Source organism: Sphingomonas sp. Leaf28 (genome assembly GCF_001421685.1).
Taxonomy (GTDB): Bacteria; Pseudomonadota; Alphaproteobacteria; order Sphingomonadales; family Sphingomonadaceae; genus Sphingomonas; species Sphingomonas aurantiaca.
Window position 1 is genome coordinate 395,263 of the sequence record NZ_LMKX01000010.1, and the last position, 19,998, is coordinate 415,260.

Below are 19,998 nucleotides of genomic sequence, written 5' to 3' on the forward strand. Positions count from 1 at the left end.
CGGTCAGGCCGCCAGCGCCCGATCACTCACGAACATGTTCGTCGCCCGCTCATGCGCAAACGTGCTCGCCGGCCCATGCCCCGGGATAAAGCTCGTATCGCTCCCCAGCGGCCACAATTTCTCGACGATCGACTTCACCAGCACCTGGTGATTGCCACCCGGCATGTCCGACCGCCCGACCGACCCCTGGAACAGCACGTCGCCGACCTGCGCGAACTTCGACGGCGCGTGGTGGAAGATCACATGCCCCTCGGTATGCCCCGGCGTCTCGTACACATCGAGGACGAGATCCCCGACCGACACCGTGTCGCCCTCGACCAGCCACCGGTCGGGCTCGAAATTGACGCCGGAAATCCCGTATTTCGGCCCATCCTGATCGAGCCGCTGCAACCAGAACCGGTCCGCCTCGTGCGGCCCCTCGATCGGCACGCCCAGATCGTTCGACAGCCGCTTGGCGCCACCTGCATGATCGATATGGCCATGCGTCAGCAGGATCTTCTCGACCGTCACGCCCGCCTGTTCGACCGCCGCCATGATCCGCGGCAGGTCGCCGCCCGGATCGATTACCGCCGCCTTCATCGTCGCGGTGCACCAGATGATGGTGCAGTTCTGCTGGATCGGCGTGACGGGGACGATCGCGGCGCGGAGGGGAGGATTTGTCATGGCCTCGAAATAGGATAGCGCATCGGTTGGAGCAATCGCCGCTTGCGATTTGCCCCGCGGCCCGTGCAACAGTCGCAACGATGTGGACTGCGCCCTTCGTTTTGCTCGACGACGCCCGCGAGGGCGGGGCTCCAGCCCGGCTGTACCGCGATCCTATCCGGATCGTCCGCGCCGACACGCTCGCCGAAGTCCGCCCCGCGCTCGACGCCCTGCGCGCCGCCCGCGCAGACGGTCTCCACGCCGCCGGCTACCTGACCTACGAAGCTGGCGCCGCCCTCGCATCGAAGCCGCTCGACGTCCGCACCGAGGGGCCGCTGCTCTGGTTCGGCCTGTTCGCCGGGTACGAGACGATCGCCGCGCACGATGTCGCCGCGCTGCTCCCCGATCCCGCAGGCGCGTGGACGGGCGCGCCACGCCCACTCATCGACCGCGACACCTATGACGCCAGCCTCAATCGCGTGCTCGACCTGATCGCGGCGGGCGACATCTACCAGGCGAACCTCACCTTTGCCGCCACCGTGCCGTTCGTCGGCGACCCGCTCGCGCTCTACGCCCGGCTCCGCCGCCAGGCCCGGGCGGGCTATGGCGCACTAATCGATACCGGCGAGACGCGCTTCCTGTCGCTCTCCCCCGAACTGTTCTTCGCGCTCGACGGCGACACGCTCACCTGCCGCCCGATGAAGGGAACGGCATCACGAGGTGAAACGCCCGATACCGACCGCATGGCTGCTGAGGCGCTCGCGACCGATCCGAAGCAGCGCGCCGAAAACCTGATGATCGTCGACCTGATGCGCAACGACCTGTCGCGAGTCGCGACCCACGTCGCGGTCCCCGACCTGTTCACTGTCGAGACCTATCCGACCGTCCACCAGATGACCTCGACCGTCACCGCCACGCTCAAGCCCGGCTGCGACGCGGTCGACGTGCTCGCCGCGCTGTTCCCGTGCGGCTCGATCACCGGCGCGCCCAAGCAACGCGCGATGGAGGTCATCGCTGAGGTCGAACACGCCCGCACCCGCGGCATCTACACCGGCGCGATCGGTCGTTTCGATCCGAGCGGCGACGCGATCTTCAACGTCGCGATCCGCACGATCGCGATCGAGGACGGTGTGGCGACGATGAGTCTCGGCTCGGGGATCGTCGCCGACAGCGCGGCCGACGCCGAATGGGCGGAATGCCACGCCAAGGGCGCGTTCGTCACCGCCGGGCAGCGCCCGTTCGACCTGATCGAGACGATGGCGTTCGATCCCGACGACGGGCTCACCCGCCTCGAAGCGCATCTTGCACGCATGAAGGCCAGTGCGGAACGGCTCGGCTTCACCTTCGATCGCCACACCGCGCGCAACGAGCTCCAGGCCGCGACCTTCCGGTTGCGCGGCCCCCGCCGGATCCGCCTGCTGCTCAGCCCGTCGGGCGCGATCGCGATCGAGGCGGCACCGCTGCCGCATTCGCCGGCCGAGGCGCACGTCGCGATCGTCCCGCTGCCGGTCGCGCCCGCCGACTTCCGCCTCCGCCACAAGACGAGCGCGCGCGGCTTCTACGACGCGGCGCGCAAGGCTGCCGGCACGTTCGAGGTGCTGTTCGAGGATGCCGACGGCTTCCTCACCGAAGGCAGCTTCACCTCATTGTTCGTGCCGCGCGGCGACGTGCTCGTGACGCCGCCGCTACGGAACGGCCTGCTCCCCGGCATATTGCGGGCCGAGCTGGTCGAATCGGCGCGCGCGATCGAGGCGCCGCTCACCCGCGCGGACCTTGCCGGCGGATTCTTCATCGGAAATGCGGTTCGTGGCCTCATTCCGGCGATTGTTGCGGTTGCGAAATCGGTGACGCGGGGCGTATAGCCCGCGCGAATTCCGCAGGCGAAATCTGCGGACAACCGCAAAGGTTCCAGCATGCACGCATCTGCCGCGCTCGGTCGCATCAGCCCTTCGCCGACGCTCGCGATCACTAGCCGCGTTCTCGAACTGAAGCGCGCGGGCGTCGACGTGATCGGGCTGGGCGCGGGCGAACCCGATTTCGACACGCCCGACTTCGTCAAGGAAGCCGCGATCCAGGCGATCCGCGACGGCAAGACCAAATACACCAATGTCGACGGCACGATCGAGCTGAAGCAGGCGATCGTCGCCAAGTTCGCGCGCGACAACCGCCTGACCTACACCACCGATCAGATCAGCGTGAACGTCGGCGGCAAGCACACCTTGTTCAACGCGATGGTCGCGACGATCGATCCGGGCGACGAGGTTGTGATCCCCGCGCCCTATTGGGTCAGCTATCCCGACGTCGTGCAGTTCGCCGGTGGCGTGCCCGTGATCGTCAAGGCCGGCCCCGAGGTGGGCTACAAGCTCGATCCCGCAGCACTCGACGCGGCGATCACGCCAAAAACCAAGTGGGTGATCCTCAACTCGCCGTCGAACCCGACCGGCGCCGGCTACACGATCGACGAACTGAAGGCCTTGGGCGCGGTGCTGGCGAAGCACCCGCACGTCTGGATCTTCGCCGACGATATGTACGAGCATATCGTCTATGACGGCTTCAAGTTCGCGACGATCGCCGAGGCGTGCCCCGAGCTGTTCGAGCGCACGCTGACCGTCAATGGCTGCTCGAAGGCCTATGCGATGACCGGCTGGCGGATCGGCTATGCCGGCGGTGCGGCGTGGCTGATCAAGGCGATGGCCAAGCTCCAGTCGCAGTCGACCTCGAACCCATGCTCGATCGCGCAGGCCGCGGCGGTTGCCGCGCTCAACGGCGACCAGTCGTTCCTCGCCGAGCGCAACACCGCGTTCCAGGGCCGCCGCGACCTGGTCGTGTCGATGCTGAACGAGATCGACGGCATGCACTGCCCGACGCCGGAGGGCGCGTTCTACGTCTACCCGTCGTTCGCCGAACTGATCGGCAAGACGACGCCGAACGGTCGCCTGATCGACACCGACGAGGCGATGGTCGGCTATCTGCTCGACGATGCGAAGGTCGCCGTCGTGCAGGGCGCGGCGTTCGGCCTCTCGCCGGCGTTCCGGATCAGCTATGCGACCTCGGACGCGCTGCTGCGCGAGGCGTGCACACGCATCCAGACGGCCTGCGCCGCGCTGAAATAACTGCCTGATCCTCCCCCGCAAGGGGGAGGTGGCTGGCCCTTGCCAGACGGAGGGGGAGGAAAGGGATAACCTCTGCTCCGTGTCCTCCCCCTCCGTCACCTGTCGGCGACACCTCCCCCTGGCGGGGGAGGATTTGCGGCTGGAGCAACATTTCGGAAACGCGGCGACATCGCCCGGCAATCCTGCCGGGCGATGCCTGCTGCACGATGAACGCATCGGCCACGCCGCGTTAATCGAGAGTTTCTAAAAACGACATTGTGGTTGGCCGGCATCTCCACGACATGCCGGTACGTAGCTGATGCTGACCTATCCGGTTGGCATCGTCATTGGTTTCATTGGGATCGCATCATGCGCAGCATCGTAAAGTCGAGTTTCTTCTGGCAGTTCAGCGGCGGTTTCGTCCTCGGCGCCATCGGCTTGCTCGCGCTGCAGCCCGCCGAGGCGCGCCAGACCTTCGCAAGCCATTTCGAACACAGCGCGCCCATCACGCGATAAACACCCGGACGGCTTGGCGAAACGGAGTGGCAACCCCATGTATCTAAACATGAAAAAGCCGCTCATCGCCACGCTCGCCGCCGTCGGTATCGCCGGTGCGATTCTTTCCACCGGTGCCGCGCAGGGCGCCCGCGCCGTCGTCATCCCCGCCGTCAAGACAGACCTGCCGCCCGCGCCCGGTATCCAGACCGCGGTGCTCGCCGGCGGCTGCTTCTGGACGATGGAGGCGGTGTTCGAGCATGTGAAGGGCGTGAAGACGGTCACGACCGGCTACGCGGGCGGCACCAAGGCCACCGCGACCTACGACCAGGTCTCGGCCGAGACGACCAAACACGCCGAGGCGATCCGGATCGCCTATGATCCCCGAGTCGTGAGCTACGGGACGCTGCTCCGCGTCTATTTCTCGATCGCGCATGATCCGACGACGTTGAACCGTCAGGGCCCCGATAGCGGCACCAGCTATCGCTCGGCGATCTTCCCGCAGTCGCCCGCGCAGGCGCAAGTTGCTCGCGCGTACATCGCCCAGCTGGGGGCGGCGCACGTCTTTTCCGGCCCGATTGTGACCAAACTCGAGACCGGCGCTTTCTATCCGGCCGAGGCGTATCACCAGAATTTCTACGACCGGAACCCGACGCATCCGTATGTCGTCACGTGGGACAAGCCGAAGGTCGCCGCATTCCGTGCGGCGTTCCCGACGATTTCGAACTGACAGCGTTCGACGCCCCCCCCCCGTCATCCTGACGAAAGTCAGGATCCAGAGCCAATAGGGGCTACGCTCGTGATCCTGGATCCTGACGTTCGTCAGGATGACGGAAGTTCAGGCCGCAACCGGAAACCGCAGCATCCGGTCCGCCACCGGCACCATCGCCTCTGCGCCCGCCCCCACCGCGCGAACGATTTCGGGATGATCGACATCCAGTCCCCCGGTCAGCGATCCGAACGCAGGCAGGATCAGCTTCGTCGCGGTCGCCACGAAACACCGCCGCGCCACCGATTTCCCGCGCACGCGCAACCGCAGCTTCGGGTGGAAATGCCCCGACAGCTCGGGCCGCGTCTCCGCGCGGTCGGCTTCGTGGCGCAGCACCAGCCCGTCGACGACGACTTGATCCACCACGGTCCCGCCGCACCGATCGAGGATCGCCGGATCGTGATTACCCGTGATCCACGTCCAGCGCGTGGCCTGCGTCATCGCCTGGAGCATCGCCTGCGCGCGCGGCGGCAGCCGCTCGCACCCGTCGCTGTCGTGGAAGCTGTCGCCCAGGCACCAGACTTCGCGCGCGCCGGTCGCCGCGACCAGCGCGGTCAGATCGGCCAGCGTCGCGATCGAATCATAGGGGGGCAGCATCTGGCCCGACCGCGCGAACCAGCTCGCCTTCTCGAAATGCAGGTCGGCGACCAGCAGCGCGCGCCGCTCCGGCCAGAACAGCGCGCCTTGCGCCAACGCCAGAAGCGCATGTCCGCCGAACGAAAAGGGAACCATTTGCCTGCCATGCCGCTGCGCGCGGAGTGAATCAACCCGCCTTCGCGTCAAAGCGGCAACAGGTCGGCAGGACTTGCGCATGCCCCCAATCGGCGTAAAGCGCGCCGTCCCATCAGGAGGAGCGCTCTTCGCGCCATGACGTCCGTAGCCGGAACACCCCAGACCGCAGTTGTGACCGACGCGACCGCCGAGCAAGCGGCGCCGTCGGATCTGTCCGCGGCGCATCTGCATCCCCATCCGGCGCTGGCCGCGCTGACCGTCGGCGCGATCGGCGTCGTGTTCGGCGATATCGGCACCAGCCCGCTCTACGCATTCCGCGAGGCGCTGGGCCAGACCTCGGCGGGCGGCATCGACCCGAGCGAGATCCTCGGCGTGCTGAGCCTCGCGCTCTGGTCGCTGTTCCTCGTCGTCACGGTCAAATACGTCATCTTCCTGATGCGCGCGGACAACCAGGGCGAGGGCGGCGTGCTGGCGCTTGCCGCGCTGGCCCGCCGCGCGCTCGGCATGCGGTCGCGGATTGCGATCGTGCTCGGCGCGGCGGGGGCGTCGCTGTTCTACGGCGATGCGATCATTACGCCTGCGCTGTCGGTGCTGTCCGCGATGGAGGGCCTGCGGACGATCCCGAGCGCGGCGCACATCTTCAACGAAGGCGTGGTGCGCGCGTTGACGATCGGAATCCTGATCGCGCTGTTCATGATCCAGGCGCGCGGCACCGCGCAGGTGTCGAAACTGTTCGGCCCGGTCTGCATCCTCTGGTTCGTCACGATCGGCGCGCTCGGAATCTGGCACATCGCCGACGAGCCCTCGATCGTCCGCGTGTTCCTGCCGACCTATGGCATTTCGTTCCTCGCCACGCACGGCGTCACCGGGCTGTTCGTGCTCGGCGCGGTGTTCCTGACCGTCACCGGTGCCGAAGCGCTGACCGCGGACATGGGCCATTTCGGCAAGCTGCCGATTCGCATCGGCTGGTTCTTCCTCGTCTTCCCCGCGCTCGCGCTCAACTATCTGGGGCAGGGCGCGTTCGCGCTCGCCAAGCTTGAGGATGCGGCGCGGCAGGGCATCCCCTTCGTCAATCAGGACTGGTTCTTCCTGATGGCGCCCGAATCGCTGCGCCCGGCGCTGATCATCCTCGCCGGGTTCGCCACCGTGATCGCCAGCCAGGCGGTCATCACCGGCGCGTTCAGCCTCACGCAGCAGGCGATCCAGCTCGGCCTGCTGCCCCGCCTGCGCATCCGCCAGACCTCCGCGGTGTTCGCCGGCCAGATCTACCTCCCCGCGATCAACTGGCTGTTGTTGATCGGCGTGCTGGTGCTCGTGGTCCAGTTCAAGACGTCGTCGGCAATGGCCGCGGCGTACGGCATCGCGGTGACCGGCACGATGGTCGTCACCACGCTGCTCGCCTACATCGTCGTGCGCCATCGCTGGAACTGGTCGCGGCCGCTGGCGCTGGCGGCGATCCTGCCGTTCCTGACGCTCGACCTGATCTTCTTCGGCGCGAACATCCTCCGCGTGATCGAGGGCGGCTGGGTGCCGCTCGTCATCGCCGCGTCGATCGGCCTCATCATCTACACCTGGGTCCGCGGCAAGAAGATCGTCAGCGCGTTCGAGAAGCGCCAGAGCATCCCGCTCAGCGACCTCGCCGCCGCGCTCGAGAAGCGCCCGCCCGAGCGCGTCTCGGGGACCGCGGTGTTCCTGACCGCGAACCCGCATGCGACGCCGGGCGCGCTGCTGCATAACCTCAAGCACAACAAGGTGCTGCACGAGCGCAACCTGATCGTCAGCATCCGCACCGCCGACCGCCCGTTCGTCGACGAGGCGAGCCGCGCCAAGGTCGAGCGCGTCGACGAGAATTTCTCGATTGTCGTGCTCACCTATGGCTTCATGGAATCGCCCGACGTGCCGCGCGATCTCGGGGTGGGCAACAAGACAGAGCAGCTCGGGCTCGACCCGATGCGAACCTCCTTTTTCATCGGCCGCAACACGCTGAAGCCCGATGCGGAAAAGGGCATGCCGCCCTGGCAGGACCGGATCTTCCTGTTCCTGCAGCGCAACGCCAGCGATCCGACCGACTTCCTGAAGATCCCCCCCGGCAAGGTGCTAGAGCTAGGCGAACAGGTCACCGTCTAACCTCCCTCGCCCCTCCGGGGAGAGGGAAGGGGCCCGCGGCCCTTGCCGTGGGAAGGGAGAGGGGCGTTGGAGCGGACCGTCCCGAGCCTCACGCCCCTCACCCTTCCGTCGCCTACGGCTCCTCCTTCCCTCTCCCCGAGGGGAGAGGGACCAGAAGTCACCCCGCAAACGCCTTCACCAGATCGAACAGATAATCCCGGCCGTCGTAGAGCGACGCCACGCGGATCCGCTCGTTCAGCCCGTGGATCCCGCCCATATCCTTGTCGATGAACACGCCGGGCGCGCCATAGACGGGGATCCCGATCGCCTCGAAGAAAATCCCGTCGGTCGCGCCCGTCGACATCAGCGGCAGGATCGGCAGCCCGGGAAAGTGCTTCGCCGCGACCTTCGTCACCGGCCCCATGATCTTCGGGTCGAGCGTCGGCGGAATCGCGGTCGGCCGCACCGGCTGGTTGGCCGTCACCGTCACCTTCGCCCCCGCCAATTCTTTCAGCTTGGCGAGCGTGCCGTCGACCGTTTCCCCCGGAAAGATCCGGCAGTTGATGTTCGCGGTCGCGCGCTGCGGCAGCGCGTTCTCCGCATGGCCTGCGTTCAGCAGAGTCGCCACGCAGGTCGTGCGCAGCGTCGAATGCATCGCCTTGTCACGGCTGACGATCGCGTCCGCGGTCTTGTCCTCCGGATTGGCGAGCAGCTTCGTGATCGCCGTCCCCATCTCGCCCGGCATCGCCTTCGCGCTCGCCGCAAAGAACGCCCTGGTCGTGTCGGTGAACTTCACCGGGAATTCATAGCCCTGCACCGCCTTCACCGCATCGGCGAGTTCGTAGATCGCGTTCTCCGGCGTCGGTTGCGAGCTGTGTCCGCCGGGATTGGTGGCAAGGAACGTGTAGTTCTGCGCGGCCTTCTCGCCCACCTGGATCGCGAGCAGCTGACGCTTGCCATTGTCGTCAAGCCGTCCGCCGCCGCCTTCGTTCAGCGCGAACTCCGCCGCGATCAGGTCGGGCTTCGATTTCGCCAGATACTGCGCGCCGTTCCACGCGAACGTGGTCTCCTCGCCACAGGTCAGCGCCAGCTTGATCGTGCGCTTGGGCGTGTACCCGGACGTCTTGAAGCGGATCATCGCGTCGGACCAGATCGCCGCCTGCGCCTTGTCGTCGACGGTGCCGCGTGCGTAATAATAGCCGCCTTCCTCGATCAGCTTGAACGGATCGCGCACCCAGTCCTCGCGCTTGGCCTCGACCACGTCGAGATGCGCGAGCAGCAACATCGGCTTGACGCTCGCGTCCGATCCTTTGAGCACCGCGACCAGCCCGCCGTCCTTGGGATGCTCGGGCACCGAGAAATAGGTGAGGTCGGCATCCGCATAGCCCGCGCTCTTCAGCCGCGCGCCGATCTGCGCGGCGGCCTGCGTGCAGCTGCCCGCCGACAGCGTCGTGTTGGTCTCGACCAGTTCCTTGTAGAGCCCGAAAAACGCCTTCTGGTCGGGCCGCGATTGCGCCTGCGCGGAGATCGGCGTGGTCAGTATCGCCGCCGTAAGTAGCCAGCCCGTCGCGCGCATTATCGTCCCCTTTATCGTGTCGTGCAGGAGAGTTGCAGCGAATGCGCGGTTACGCAACCTCAGCGGCGGCGGGCGTCGCGCGGCAACGCCAGCCGCACCTCGCGGTTGGCGAAATCGATGTCGACGCGGCGGAACAGTTGCAGCACGTCCATCCCCAGCAGCATCGCGGGCCGCTCGGCCAGGCCGAATACCGCGAACGGCGGCGCGTCGACCGCGGTGAACGCGACGGGCAGGTCGCCCAGCGACAGGCTGCCGATCGAGACCCGGTCCATCGTGGTATAGTCGGCCACCACCGTCTCGCCGGTGACCCCGGTCAGCGAGACCGTCTGAGTCCGATCCGCGCCCCCCAGCGCCTTGCGAGTCACCTTCCGGCGCAGCGCGCCATTGGCCATGCTGATCGAGGTGCCGGTATCCAGGATCACGCGGATGCGGATGCCGTTGCAATAGGCGTCGGTGACGACAAGCTGCCCGAACAGGCTGCGCGCGCGGATGACGATCTCGTCGGGGGCGGCGCGCTCGCGGATGCGGCGTTTGCGCGACGGGGTGACCGTCATCACGTTGGTGTCGAAGTCGATCGTCACCGCGTGATCCTGCAACGTGTCGATCCCGAGCAGCCCGCGCGCACCGAGGTTGATCGCGCCGATCGCTGGCGCCTCGATCGGTGCGCTCCCGATCACGCTGACCTTGAGCGAGGGGATGACGACGGTGGTGACCCGCTCCGATCCGGTCATTCCCGTCACGCGCACCGTCCGGCCCGGCGCGAGGCCGAGCGTGGCGGCCAGCTCGCGCGCGATGACGGTCCGCTGCGCGCCGGTATCGACGATGAACGGAAAGGGCCCCGCGCCGGCGATCGTCACCGGCACTGTCATCCGTGTTTGGTCGTCGCCAAACAACAGCGTCGCGGCATCGGGGTCTGCTGCGGATGCTGCAGCCGTTGGGGGTGCAGCATTTTGGCGCGGGAGCACGGCGTCCTGGGCGCTCGCCTGGGCGGTGATCACGAACAGCAACGGGCCCAGCCACCTGCGCATGCTGCAAATGCTGCGCCCGATTTCATGCGCGCGCAACTGTGGTTATTCGGGGAGAACGACGCTGCAAAAATCACCACCCCGGCGGAGGCCGGGGCCCAATTGGAAAGGTGGTCGTAACAGAGCATTGACCCCAATTAGCACCGTCCCCCAATTGGGCCCCGGCCTCCGCCGGGGTGGTGGGTTGTGAGGGAGTGTCCCCCTCAATCCGGCCGCATCGCATCCGCAATCATCGCCTCCGCCTCGATCAGCAGCGCATCGTCCGAACTGCTCGTCGCCACCTTCTCGCGCCCGATGAGCGTCAGCACGGGCACCGCGAGCGGCGTCACGCGCTCGAGATCGACATGCACCATCGTCGCCGCCGCACGGTCGAGCAGCGACGCCAGCCGCCCGACATCGGTCATCCGCGCGCGCGCATCCGCCCACGCCGCCTCCAGCAACAGATGCGTCGGCTCATATTTGCGCAGCACGTCGTAGATCAGGTCGGTCGAGAACGTCACCTGCTTGCCGGTCTTGCGCTTGCCCGGATGTTGCCGCTCGACCAGCCCGCCGATCACCGCCACCTCGCGGAACGCGCGCTTGAGCAAATGCGATTGCTGCACCCATTCGACGAATTCATGCTCGAGGATATCCGCCGAGAACAAAGCCGCCGGATCGGTGATCTTCTCCAGCCCAAACACCGCGAGCGCATAGTCGTTGGCGACGAAGCCCAGCGGTTTGAGCCCCTGCGTCTCCATCCGCCGCGTAATCAACATCCCCAGCGACTGGTGCGCGTTCCACCCCTCGAAACTGTACGCGACCATGTAATGCCGCCCCTCGCGCGGGAACGTCTCGACCAGCAGCTGACCGGGCTGGGGCATCACCGATCGATACGCCTGCATCTCCAGCCATTCGCGCACGTCGTCGGGGAAGCGCGCCCACTCGCCGGGATGCGCGAGGAACCCGCGGACCCGGTCGGCCAAGTTGGTCGACAGCGGCATCCGGCTGCCGCCATAGGTCGGGATCCGCGCCGGCTTCGACGTCGCGCGCACCACCAGATCCTCGAGGTCGATCTTCATCACCTCGAGGCTGAGGCCTGCGAAGAAGAACGTGTCGCCGTGGCTCAGCTGCGCGGCGAACGCCTCCTCGACGCGCCCCAGCACACGGCCATTGCCAAACCGGACGTTCAGCATCGTCGCCTCGACGATGATCCCCGCGTTCAGCCGGTGCTGGCCGATGAATTTGGGGTGGCTGACCCGCCACGTGCCATCCGCGTCCTTGGTCAGCCGCTTGAACCGGTCATACGCCTTCAGCGAATAGCCGCCGTCGCTGATGAAGTGCAGCACGCGCTCGAACGTCTCGGTCGGCAGCGCGGAATAGGGGAGAGCGGAGCGGATCTCGTCGAGCAGATCCGCCTCGCGAAATGGCGCTGCGCAGGCGCATGCCATCACATGCTGCGCCAGCACGTCGAGCGCGCCGACCCGGAAGATGTCCGAATCGAGCTCGCCCGCCTCGACCGCGTCGAGCGCGGCGCGCGCCTCCAGATATTCGAAGCGGTTGCCGGGCACGACGATCGCCTGGCTTGATTCGTCGAGCCGGTGATTGGCGCGGCCGATCCGCTGCAACAGCCGCGACGATCCCTTGGGCGCGCCCATCTGGATCACGCAGTCGACATTGCCCCAGTCGACCCCCAGGTCGAGGCTCGACGTGGCGACCAGCGCGCGCAGCTTGCCCTCGGCCATCGCGTTCTCGACCTTGCGCCGCGCCTCCTTGGCAAGACTCCCGTGGTGCACGCCGATCGGCAGATTGCCCGCATTCACCTTCCACAGATCCTGGAAGATCAGCTCGGCGAGGCTGCGCGTGTTGCAGAACACGATCGAGGTCTCGTGCGCCTCGATCTCTGCCATCACCTGCGCGGCGGCATAGCGGCCCGAATGCCCCGACCACGGCACGCGGCCCTCGGGCAGCAGGATCGCGATGTTGGGATCGGCACCCGGCTCGCCGCGCACCATCGCGACCTGGTCGATATCGCCGTCGGGGGCCAGCCAGGCGCGATAGCCATCGGCATCCGCGACCGTCGCCGACAGCGCGACGCGGCGCATCCCCGGAGAGATCTTTTGCAACCTGGCCATGCACAGCGACAACAGGTCGCCGCGCTTGCCGGTCGCGAACGCATGCACCTCGTCGACGACGATCGTGCGAAGGTTCTCGAACATCGTGATGCTGTCCGGATAGCTCAGCAGCAGCGACAGCGACTCCGGCGTCGTCAGCAGGATCTGCGGCGGCTTGATCCGTTGCCGCGCCTTGCGATCCGAAGGGGTGTCACCGGTGCGGGTCTCGACGCGGATATCCACGCCCATCTCGTCGATCGGCGTCAGCAAATTGCGCTGCACGTCGACCGCGAGCGCCTTCAACGGCGATACGTAGAGCGTGTGCAGCCCCGCGGTCGGCGCCTCGATCAGCTCGGCGAGCGTCGGCAGGAACCCCGCGAGCGTCTTGCCCGCGCCCGTCGCCGCCACCAGCAGCGCGTGATGCCCCGCACGGCCTTCCGCCAGCATCTCGCGCTGATGCCGCCGCGGACGCCATCCCCGCGTCGCGAACCAGTTTTCCAAGGGGAGGGGAAGGTCGCTCACGGCCTGTTCACGCATCATCGTCATATGGGGGCATCGCGCCGCACCGCTATGGACCGCACGCGTAACGACCGGCATTTCAGCCAAAGCTCTGTTGTGAAAGACAATCGGTGTCGCTTTTTCGCTATCTCCTGCCGCTACCGTTGCTTGCACTCCTGCCCTTCGCCAATGCCACCGCCGCCAACAAGTCGTTCGTCGGCGCAGGCGGCAATGTCCGCCTGTCCCATGCCTCCAGCCTCACGCCGACGCGCAACTTTGCCGGCCGCCCGCTGATGAACCGCGGCTGGCGGCAAATGTGGGACGGCGCGCCGATCGGGCGCGGCGTCGGCATCGTCCGCTTCTGGGAACTCGCCAAGCCGACCGACGGCCAGGGTCAGGTGACCGAGCTGCTCCAGGTCGGCTTCAGCCGCAGCGCGGCGGTGGTCGCGACCTGCGGCACTGCGGGAATGGTCTCCGGCAATGTCCGACGCCTGCCCAACCGGATGCTCGGCGGCCACCGCTGGACCGTCTACGCCAGCGGCGACGCGGGCATGAGCCAACAGGTGAGCGCGACCAACCTGCGCAGCGTCATCAACGGCGCCTGCTACGCGATCGACCGCGTCACCTACGCGGTCAAGGCCGCGCCCCCCGCAGGCCGCAACGCGCCGACCCAGGCGGTCGCGGCGGCGCGGATGGACGCGATCCTGGCGACGATCAAGGTCGGCACGCGACGCTGATCTGAGCGCGACATCCGCCACAGCGCGCGCCCCCAACTCCCCTTTCTTCCGTCATCCTGACGAAAGTCAGGATCCAGAGCCGTACACGTCAGCGCCTGTTACCCTGGATCCTGACTTTCGTCAGGATGACGGGACTTGGGTGAGCCGCTGTCTCCGAATCGGAGACCGTCTCTCTGTCTCACCCCAGCGCAACGCGATCACGGCACCGCACCCCGGTCCACGCGTTACCCCCGCATGGCAAAACTCGGCGACTGGCTCGAACCGCATCCGCACGGCATCCTCGTCAAGCCGATCGACGCGTGGATCGACCCGTCGATCCCGAGCGCAAAGGCACTCGTCACGCACGGCCATGCCGACCACGCACGCGGTGGTCACGAGGCGGTGTGGGCGACCCCCGAGACGCTCGCGATCATGGACGCGCGCTACGGCCCGCAAGCCGGCAACCCGGTCGCGTACGGCGAGACGATCCGGATGGGCGAGGTCGATATCGGCTTCGTCCCCGCCGGCCATGTGCTCGGTTCGGCGCAGATCGTGCTCGATTATCGCGGCGAGCGGATCGTCGTCTCGGGCGATTACAAGCGCCGCGCGGACCCGACCTGCACGCCGTTCGAACCCGTCAAATGCGACGTCTTCATCACCGAGGCGACGTTCGGCCTGCCCGTCTTCCGCCATCCCGACACCGGCGACGAGATCGACAAGCTGATCGCCGCGCTCCACGCCAACCCCGATCGCTGCGTCGTCGTCGGCGCCTATGCGCTCGGCAAGGCGCAGCGCGTGATCGCCGAACTGCGCGAGCGCAGCCATCACGCGCCGATCTACATCCACGGCGCACTGCAACGTCTGTGCGATCTTTACGCGGATCACGGCGTCCGGCTCGGCGAACTGCTGCCCGTCGCGGACACGAAGAAGGCGGACATGGCCGGGCATGTCGTGATGTGCCCGCCCGGCGCGCTCAACGATCGCTGGTCGCGGCGGCTGCCCGATCCGATCACGGCGATGGCGAGCGGCTGGATGCGCGTGCGCGGCCGCGCGCGACAGAAGAATGTCGAGCTGCCGCTGATCCTGAGCGATCACGCCGACTGGGACGAGCTCATCGCAACGCTGACCGAGATCGCACCGCGCGAAGTCTGGGTGACGCACGGCCGCGAGGACGCGCTGGTCCACTGGTGCATGACCCGCCAGATCAAGGCCCGCGCGCTCGCGCTGGTCGGCTTCGAAGACGAGGACGACTGACCTGAAATCCTCCCCCTAGCGGGGGAGGATCAGGCGAGGCTTGCGCTTCCGACCAGCTTCGGCAGGATAGGGCATTACCCCTGTCACAAGGATCACCCGTGGCCCGTTCGACCAAGTTCGCCGCTCTGTTGCTGATCGCGCTCTCCACGACTGCCCCCGCGCAGGACTCGCCCAAGAAGGACAAGTCGGAGAGCAATGCCGATCGGATGAAGGCCGAGGCGGAGGCCGACTACGCCAACGCGCCCGTCGCCGAGCAGGAGGTCAAGACCAAGGGCCGCGTCACCGTCGGCGGCAAGTCGCTCGCCTATACCGCGACCGTCGGCACGCTCACGCTGCGCGATACGGAGGGCAAGCCGACCGCCAGCCTGTTCTACACCGGCTACACGCTCGACGGCACCAAGCCCGGCACGCGGCGCCCCGTGACGTTCTTCTACAATGGCGGTCCGGGCTCGCCCAGTTTCTGGCTGCACATGGGGTCGTTCGCGCCCGTCCGCCTGCGGACCGCCAACCCCGAATATATCAAGCCCGCGCCCTATGACTTCGGCCCCAATCCCGACACGCTGCTCGACAAGACCGACATGGTGTTCATCGACGCGGTCGGCACCGGCTATTCGCGGCCACTCGGCGATACCAAGCCGTCCGCTTTCTACGGCGTCGACGAGGATGCCGACGCCTTCGCCAAGGGCATCCTGCGCTACGCCACCAAATATGGCCGCTGGAACAGCCCCAAATTCCTGTTCGGCGAAAGCTATGGCACCACCCGGTCGGGGGCGCTCGCCTATCAGTTGCAGGATCGCGGGATGGCGCTCAACGGCGTCGTGCTGCTGTCGTCGATCATGAACTACGGGTACCGCCAGCCCGGGCTCGACGAGATCTACCTCAACTACCTGCCGAGCTATGCGGCCAGCGCCTGGTATCACAACCGCTTGCAGAACCGCCCCGCCGACGTCGCGACGACGGTGGCCGAGGCGCGCGCGTTCGCGACCGGCCCCTATGCGGCGGCGCTGTCGAAGGGGCAGACGATCTCGGACGCGGAGCGCGATTCGGTCGCGACGCGGATGAGCCAGCTGATCGGCATCTCGCCCGACTTCATCAAGCGCGCCAACCTCCGCATCGACCTCGCGCGCTTCCAGAAGGAGCTGCTGCGCGACCAGCGGCTGACGCTCGGCCGGTTCGATTCGCGCTATACCGGCGTCGACAGCGACGCGGCGGGCGAGCGGCCCGAGACCGACGCGTCGGACACCGCGATCGCGGGCGCGTTCATCGCCACCTTCAACGATTATGTGACGCACACGCTCGGCTACAAGACCGAGATGCCGTACCGCTTGAGCGCGCGCGACGCGCCCGGCTGGACATGGAACTGGAAGCACGACGCCCCCGGCCGCGGCGGCCAGTCGCAGAACAACCCCAACACCGCGGTCGACCTCGCCGCCGCGATGCGCGAGAATCCGTATCTCAACGTGCTGTCGATGAACGGCTATTACGACATGGCGACGCCGTTCTTCGGGACGGAGAACGATCTCGGCCACATGATGCTCGATCCCTCGCGCCAGCGGAACCTGGCGTTCCGCTATTATCCCGCGGGGCACATGACGTATCTGAACCCCGAGGCGCTGCACCAGATGAAGGCGGATCTGTCGCGCTGGTACGACGTTGCAGTAGGGGAGGCGCGCAGTGCAACGCCACCGGGCGGCGCGAGCGTTTCCGGGGCGGATGGGGCAGGCGCCGTCCCGAACTGAGCCCCCCGCCAATACACTTCCCCGGCGAAGGCCGGGGTCCAATTGGGCAACGTAGCTGATGGGCGCTGCGCCCCGTTACGCCAACCTACCCAATTGGGCCCCGGCCTCCGCCGGGGAGGTGTTCCTCTGAGAACGGACTAGCGTCCGACCACCCCCGACCCTAACGCGCGCCTTCCAGCGCCTTCGCCCGCCGCCGCTGCACCGAACTTCCGATCCCCAGCGCCTCGCGGTATTTCGCCACCGTCCGCCGCGCGATGTCGAAGCCTTTCGCGTTGAGCAGCTCGACCAGCGTATCGTCCGACAGGATCTTAGCCCCCTCGGTATCGATCAACGCGCGGATCGCCGATTTCACCGCCTGCGCCGATACCGCTTCGCCGCCATCCGCCGACTGGATCGCGCTCGTGAAGAAGTATTTCAGCTCGTACAGCCCGCGCGCGCACGACACGTACTTGTTGCTCGTCACCCGGCTGACGGTCGATTCGTGCATCTCGATCGCGTCGGCGACCTGGCGCAAGGTCAGCGGCCGGAGATGCGCGACGCCCTTCAGGAAGAACGCCTCCTGCTGCTTCACGATCTCGGTCGCGACCTTGATGATCGTCCGCTGGCGCTGGTCGAGCGCCTTCACCAGCCAGTTCGCGCTGGCGAGACAATCGCTCAGCCACGCCTTCGACGCCTTGTCCTGCTGCCCGCCCGCCAGCTCGGTATAATAGCTGCGGTTGACCAGCACGCGCGGCAGGGTGGCGGCGTTGATCTCGATCGCCCAGCCGGCCTTGGTGCGCGCGACGAACAGGTCGGGCGTCACCGACTGCGCAGGCTCACCACCGTAGCGGCAGCCGGGCTTCGGATCATAGCCGCGCAGCTCGCGGATCATGTCCGCCATGTCCTCGTCGTCGACGTCGCACATGCGCTTGAGCCGGGCCAGCTCGCCGCGCGCGAGCAGGTCGAGATTGTCGATCAGCCGCGCCATGCACGGATCGTAGCGATCCGCCTCCTTCGCCTGCAACGCGAGGCACTCGCCGAGATCGCGCGCGCCGACGCCGGTCGGGTCGAACGTCTGGATCGTCGCCAGCACGCGCTCGACGCGGACCAGCGGCACACCGAGCCGGTTCGCGACGTCGAGCAGCGACGCGGTGAGATAGCCCGCCTCGTCGATCTGATCGATCAGGTGCGCGGCGATGAACGCGTCCTCGTGGCGGATTGCGGGGCCCGCCTGCGCGAGCAGATGGTCCGCCAGGCTCAGGCTGGTATCCGCGAACGCCTCGAGATCGGGGCCGTCCTCGCCGCCGACCCCGCCGGTGCTCGCACCGGTCATCGACAGAGCGCCGTCCATCCCGCTGCCGCCATCGGCGACGCTGTCCTGCTGGTGGCTTTCGGTCGCATAATCGACGTCGAGCGCCGGTTCGCCGCCGTCGCCCGTACCGGCGACCAGTTCGTCGGCGGCCACGCGTTCATCGCGAACCTCGGGCACGGGCTCGCGGTCCGGCGCGTCGCTATCCTCCGCCGCGCTCGATTCGAGCAGCGGATTGCGCTCGACCTCCTCGGCGATGAACCCCTCGATCTCCAGGTTCGACAGCGCCAGCAGCTTGATCGCCTGCTGGAGCTGCGGGGTCATCACCAGCGACTGCGACTGGCGGATGTCCAGGCGAGGGGCGAGGCTCACTGGGGCGCGCCCCCAATCCCGTCACCCCAGCGAACGCTGGGGTCTCCCGCGGCTAGCACGCGCGCCCTCACCGGGAGATCCCAGCGTTCGCTGGGATGACGGATGGAGGGCAGGGCGGCGTGCATAGGCTAAAGCGAGAAGCCTTCGCCCAGATACAGGCGGCGCACGTTCGCATCGGCGACCAGCTCGGCAGGCGATCCCGAGAACAGCACGCGCCCATCATAGATAATGTAGGCGCGGTCGACGATTTCCAGCGTCTCGCGGACATTATGGTCGGTGATCAGCACGCCGATGTCGCGGCGCTTGAGGTCCTTTACCAGATCGCGAATGTCGGCGATCGAGATCGGGTCAATGCCAGCGAACGGCTCGTCGAGCAGCATGATCGACGGATCGGCCGCGAGCGCACGAGCGATTTCTGCACGCCGCCGCTCGCCACCCGACAGCGCCATCGCCGGTGCTGCGCGCAGCCGGGTGAGCCCGAATTCCTCGAGCAGCGTGTCGAGCTTGCGCTGGCGTGCCGCCTTGTCGGGCTCGGACAGCTCGAGCACCGTCAGGATGTTCTTCTCGATAGTCAGCCCGCGGAAGATCGACGTCTCCTGCGGCAGATAGCCGAGCCCGAGGATTGCGCGCCGGTACATTGGCAGCTTCGTGATGTCCTCGCCGTCGAGCATGATGCGGCCCGAATCGGGCTTCACCAGCCCCATCACCGAATAGAAGCACGTCGTCTTGCCCGCGCCGTTCGGCCCGAGCAGCCCGACGACCTCGCCGCGCCCGACCGACACCGACACGTCGGTCAGCACGACCCGCTTGTCGTACGATTTGGCGATCGAGACGACCTGCAGCCCGTTGCTGACGGGCGGCTCCGAGATCGGCTCTACCGCTTCGATCGGGGGCAGCGTGGTGGCGTCCATGGGATCAGGCCCTCGCAAAATTCAGCTGCCGGACGTCCGGCATGGGTGTCGCCGCGAAAGTCCGGCGGGGGATTGGCAGGAAACATGCATGACCACGCCGCCGGAGGGAAGCCCCCGCGGCATGCCGATGCGTCAGTTGCGCTTGGGGACCGAGAAGGTGCCGGTCACGCGTCCGCCCGACTGAGTCACGGTGCCGCCGCCGGTGGTCGCCCCGGTGCTGCCGCCGACCGAAGATCCGTCGATGACCGCGCGACCCGTGTCGAGGTTCATCGTCAGCCGGCCGCCATTCACGACGTTGCCGCCCTGGTTCAGCGTCACCGCACCGAGCATCGTGATCACGCGCTTGTTGAGGTCGTAGATCGCGTACTGGCTCTTGGCGGTCTGGTCGGGGCGCCGCACCGTCACGCCGCCCGATGCGTCGAGCCGCGAGACCTGCGGGTTTCCGCCGATCACCTGGCCCGTATAGGCCACCGTCATCCGCGCCGAGTTGAGCGTCATCTCGGCCTGCTTGACCGCGACGTTGCCCGACAGCACGGCGCGATTCGCCTTGTCCTGCAACTCGATATGATCCGCGCCGAAATCGATCGGGGCGTTCGAATTGTGCGATTGCTGCGCGACCGCGGTCGATGACAGCAGAACCGCGGACACGCCGACAACGACGCGGGTGGCAAGAATATGGGGGACGCGCATGGC

The 19,998-nt window shown here is 67.2% G+C and carries 16 protein-coding genes; 8 read left to right on the plus strand and 8 right to left on the minus strand.

What is annotated here, in order from left to right:
• Positions 1–3 precede the first annotated feature (3 nt).
• Complete coding sequence (locus tag ASE79_RS17300; protein ID WP_056419535.1) at positions 4–663, minus strand: MBL fold metallo-hydrolase; 660 nt, start codon at positions 661–663, stop codon at positions 4–6.
• Between the two features lie 80 nt (positions 664–743).
• Here ASE79_RS17300 and pabB point away from each other — a divergent pair, with 80 nt between their 5' ends.
• The 4 genes from pabB to msrA all read left to right on the plus strand — a co-directional run bounded on the left by pabB (position 744) and on the right by msrA (position 4,959).
• Positions 744–2,504 (plus strand): aminodeoxychorismate synthase component I, encoded by a 1,761-nt coding sequence (gene pabB, locus ASE79_RS17305; RefSeq protein ID WP_056419537.1) that lies wholly within the window; start codon positions 744–746, stop codon positions 2,502–2,504.
• 51 nt (positions 2,505–2,555) lie between these two features.
• Positions 2,556–3,755: a pyridoxal phosphate-dependent aminotransferase gene (locus ASE79_RS17310; protein WP_056419539.1), complete on the plus strand. Its 1,200-nt coding sequence runs from the start codon at positions 2,556–2,558 to the stop codon at positions 3,753–3,755.
• Positions 3,756–4,103: 348 nt separating this feature from the next.
• Positions 4,104–4,250, plus strand: a complete 147-nt coding sequence (locus tag ASE79_RS21475) for a hypothetical protein (RefSeq protein ID WP_200910403.1) — start codon at positions 4,104–4,106, stop codon at positions 4,248–4,250.
• A gap of 49 nt (positions 4,251–4,299) precedes the next feature.
• Positions 4,300–4,959: a peptide-methionine (S)-S-oxide reductase MsrA gene (msrA, locus tag ASE79_RS17315; protein ID WP_056419784.1), complete on the plus strand. Its 660-nt coding sequence runs from the start codon at positions 4,300–4,302 to the stop codon at positions 4,957–4,959.
• Between the two features lie 108 nt (positions 4,960–5,067).
• Here the strand turns inward: msrA and pdeM are convergent, their stop codons facing one another.
• The gene (pdeM, locus tag ASE79_RS17320) at positions 5,068–5,730 is read right to left on the minus strand and encodes a ligase-associated DNA damage response endonuclease PdeM (RefSeq protein WP_056419542.1); all 663 of its coding nucleotides are present in this window, start codon (positions 5,728–5,730) and stop codon (positions 5,068–5,070) included.
• Between the two features lie 135 nt (positions 5,731–5,865).
• Between pdeM and ASE79_RS17325 the strand changes: the two genes are divergently transcribed.
• Positions 5,866–7,857, plus strand: a complete 1,992-nt coding sequence (locus ASE79_RS17325) for a potassium transporter Kup (RefSeq protein WP_082445404.1) — start codon at positions 5,866–5,868, stop codon at positions 7,855–7,857.
• A gap of 157 nt (positions 7,858–8,014) precedes the next feature.
• Here the strand turns inward: ASE79_RS17325 and ASE79_RS17330 are convergent, their stop codons facing one another.
• From ASE79_RS17330 to ASE79_RS17340, 3 genes are all read right to left on the minus strand, one after another.
• Complete coding sequence (locus ASE79_RS17330; RefSeq protein WP_056419546.1) at positions 8,015–9,412, minus strand: M20/M25/M40 family metallo-hydrolase; 1,398 nt, start codon at positions 9,410–9,412, stop codon at positions 8,015–8,017.
• 59 nt (positions 9,413–9,471) lie between these two features.
• Positions 9,472–10,440: an aspartyl protease family protein gene (locus tag ASE79_RS17335; RefSeq protein ID WP_082445405.1), complete on the minus strand. Its 969-nt coding sequence runs from the start codon at positions 10,438–10,440 to the stop codon at positions 9,472–9,474.
• A 200-nt stretch (positions 10,441–10,640) separates the two neighbouring features.
• A complete protein-coding gene (locus tag ASE79_RS17340) occupies positions 10,641–13,064 on the minus strand; it encodes a ligase-associated DNA damage response DEXH box helicase (RefSeq protein ID WP_082445417.1) in 2,424 nt (807 codons plus the stop codon).
• A gap of 92 nt (positions 13,065–13,156) precedes the next feature.
• Here ASE79_RS17340 and ASE79_RS17345 point away from each other — a divergent pair, with 92 nt between their 5' ends.
• The 3 genes from ASE79_RS17345 to ASE79_RS17355 all read left to right on the plus strand — a co-directional run bounded on the left by ASE79_RS17345 (position 13,157) and on the right by ASE79_RS17355 (position 16,734).
• Complete coding sequence (locus ASE79_RS17345) at positions 13,157–13,762, plus strand: hypothetical protein (protein WP_056419549.1); 606 nt, start codon at positions 13,157–13,159, stop codon at positions 13,760–13,762.
• Positions 13,763–13,996: 234 nt separating this feature from the next.
• Positions 13,997–14,995 (plus strand): ligase-associated DNA damage response exonuclease, encoded by a 999-nt coding sequence (locus ASE79_RS17350; RefSeq protein WP_056419552.1) that lies wholly within the window; start codon positions 13,997–13,999, stop codon positions 14,993–14,995.
• 98 nt (positions 14,996–15,093) lie between these two features.
• The gene (locus ASE79_RS17355; protein ID WP_056419555.1) at positions 15,094–16,734 is read left to right on the plus strand and encodes a S10 family peptidase; all 1,641 of its coding nucleotides are present in this window, start codon (positions 15,094–15,096) and stop codon (positions 16,732–16,734) included.
• 160 nt (positions 16,735–16,894) lie between these two features.
• Here ASE79_RS17355 and rpoN read toward each other — a convergent pair whose 3' ends face one another.
• The 3 genes from rpoN to ASE79_RS17370 form a co-directional block, all read right to left on the minus strand.
• The gene (gene rpoN / locus ASE79_RS17360) at positions 16,895–18,394 is read right to left on the minus strand and encodes an RNA polymerase factor sigma-54 (protein WP_056419557.1); all 1,500 of its coding nucleotides are present in this window, start codon (positions 18,392–18,394) and stop codon (positions 16,895–16,897) included.
• 128 nt (positions 18,395–18,522) lie between these two features.
• Positions 18,523–19,305 carry an LPS export ABC transporter ATP-binding protein gene (gene lptB, locus ASE79_RS17365; RefSeq protein ID WP_055881895.1) on the minus strand — a complete coding sequence of 261 codons (783 nt, stop codon included), beginning with the start codon at positions 19,303–19,305 and terminating at the stop codon, positions 18,523–18,525.
• A gap of 132 nt (positions 19,306–19,437) precedes the next feature.
• Positions 19,438–19,995, minus strand: coding sequence for an LptA/OstA family protein (locus ASE79_RS17370; protein WP_056419561.1), 558 nt, complete (start codon positions 19,993–19,995; stop codon positions 19,438–19,440).
• Between the last annotated feature and the right edge of the window lie 3 nt (positions 19,996–19,998).